This is a genomic window from Anaerococcus sp. NML200537, assembly GCF_026131715.1.
GTDB classification, from domain to species: Bacteria; Bacillota; Clostridia; order Tissierellales; family Peptoniphilaceae; genus Anaerococcus; species Anaerococcus kampingae.
Genome location: NZ_JAMXSL010000070.1, coordinates 1 through 2,330, shown reverse-complemented (window position 1 = coordinate 2,330; position 2,330 = coordinate 1). Strand labels below are relative to the sequence as shown.

Genomic DNA, 2,330 nt, shown 5'->3' with positions numbered 1-2,330 from the left:
TAATTTAGGAAGACTAGCTTCAAGGAGGTTAACTACGACCTCTATCTATACAATTATTATCCCATAAGAAAGTGGGATTGAGAACAAAATGTAGTATTTATTACTACAACTATAATATACGAGGAGGTGATAAAATGTCTTTAATTCTTGCAGTTGATGACGAACTAGATATGCTTGATCTAATAAAAAACATTTTAAAAAAGAACAACCATAAGGTCGATGTATATCAAAACCCTTTAGACGTTGATAATAGTAAACTTAGTAAATATGATTTGATTCTACTTGATGTGATGATGCCAGGTATTGACGGAATTAGTTTCTGTAAGGATATTCGAACTAAAGTAGACTGCCCTATTCTTTTTTTAACAGCGAAAACTATGGAAGAAGATATAGTTGAAGGCTTATTAATTGGAGGAGATGATTACATCACAAAACCATTCGGTGCAGCGGAACTCCTAGCTCGTATTGAAGCCCATTTAAGACGAGAAAAAAGAGAACGACACACTAGTTTAAATCTTGGTGAAATTCGATTTGATTTATCTTCAAATGAAGTTTTTGTAGGAGATGAAAAAGTTCATTTAACAAAATCCGAGTATCAAATTTCAGAATTACTAGCAAAAAGAAAAGGACAAGTATTTTCAAGAGAGCAAATATATGAGCTTATCTTTGGATTTGATGGTATAGGAGATGCATCTGCAATATCGGAACATATAAAAAATATTAGGGCAAAATTTCAAAAATATGATAAAAATCCAATTGAAACAGTATGGGGGATCGGATATAAATGGAATTAAAATCAAAAGGTCAATTTCTTAAAAATATACTTTTTAAATATTTGTTAAGTATTGCACTAGGACTAGCAATCTCCGTTTTATTAATCCTAGCTTTTATATCAGCTTCTTATCAATTTAAGTGGATATTTCCTGCGAACTATACTGAGAATTTAATTCTTGAAAAAAGAACAGATATTGCTACTTCAAAAAATTTCGAAAAATCATTACTTCCAGATAATACATCTTATCTATTTCTATCAAAAGACGAAAAAGTTATAGAAACAAATATGAATAAGAATATCCAAGATATAGCCTTTAACTACCATAAGGGCTCTGGTAATTCTAATTCCAACTTATCTTTTATGGAAATACAAAGATCAGATGGATATGTACTTGTAGCTTATAAGCTAAAACCTTATTATAGAAACCCTTGGATGCAAAAGCATCTACCACAAGTAAATAATTTATTTCTAAGCTTACTTATAATATTTTGTCTTATAAGTATTATGACTATCACATTAATTTGGGCAAAGAAAATATCAAAAGAATTAAATCCTTTGATAGAAGCTTCGGAAGAAATTGGAAAACAAAACTTAGACTTCAAAGTTAAAAGGTCAAATATTCAAGAATTTAATGCCATATTAGAAAGTTTAGAAAAAATGAAAGTAGGATTAAGTGAATCTTTAAGAACAAATTGGAGAGAGGAAGAGAAAAAAAGAAATCAGATTTCAGCATTAAGCCATGATATAAAGACTCCTCTTTCAATTATTAAGGGAAATTCAGAGTTATTGGGAGAAACAAATCTAACAGAAGATCAGGAAAGCTATCTAGGTTATATTAGGAAAAACACAAACCGTATTGGTAAATATATTGAAACCTTAATGCTTGTTAATAAATCTAACCAAGCAAATGAATTAAACTTTACTCAAATTAGAGCAAAAGAATTTGTAGAAAACATTGAAAAACTAGCTAAAGAATTCACATCGACTTATAAGTTAAATCTTTTAGAAGATATTAACTATGATGATGATTTTTTAATAGTAGATTTAAAAAATTTTGAACGAGCCTTTCTTAATATTCTAAGTAATGCCGAGGAGCAAAGTCCTAAAAACTCAACTATTAAATTAATTATATGCTCCAAAGCTGATAAGCTCGAAATATCAATACTAGATCAAGGACATGGATTTACAGGTGAAGACCTATTATATGCAACAGATCAATTCTATCAAGGAGACAAAAGTAGGAATTCAAAAGAAAACTATGGTATCGGATTATTTGTCGCCGAACAAATTATTAAGATGCATGGAGGAAGTCTTGTTTTAGAAAATAGGACTGATAAAATAGGTGCAAAGGTCAGCATATTATTACCTGTCAAGAATACTCTTATATAGGGTATTCTTTTTTTGTATTCATAAATTATATATGAAAATTGACCTGAACCCCAAAATCCGGAATACGGATGGAGGGGTTTTTGTATGCCAAAATACACAAAAGAATTTAAAATCAAACTAGTAACGGAATATTTATCAGGGGAATCTGGAGGCAGTCCGATGGTTG

2 protein-coding genes are annotated in these 2,330 nt (G+C 29.9%); both read left to right on the top strand.

Annotation, left to right across the window (positions count from 1 at the left end; genetic code table 11):
- Positions 1 to 134 precede the first annotated feature (134 nt).
- Positions 135 to 794, top strand: a complete 660-nt coding sequence (locus NH288_RS11280) for a response regulator transcription factor (protein WP_265215390.1) — start codon at positions 135 to 137, stop codon at positions 792 to 794.
- On the top strand, positions 785 to 2,164 hold the full coding sequence (locus NH288_RS11275) for a sensor histidine kinase (RefSeq protein WP_265215388.1): 1,380 nt from the start codon (positions 785 to 787) through the stop codon (positions 2,162 to 2,164). Before NH288_RS11280 ends, NH288_RS11275 begins: the two co-directional genes overlap by 10 nt.
- The last annotated feature ends 166 nt before the right edge of the window (positions 2,165 to 2,330 follow it).

Excerpts from the sequence above, each read along its gene's own strand:
- NH288_RS11275 (WP_265215388.1), top strand. The coding sequence starts at position 785 with ATGGAATTAAAATCAAAAGGTCAATTTCTTAAAAATATACTTTTTAAA.
- NH288_RS11280 (WP_265215390.1), top strand. The coding sequence starts at position 135 with ATGTCTTTAATTCTTGCAGTTGATGACGAACTAGATATGCTTGATCTA.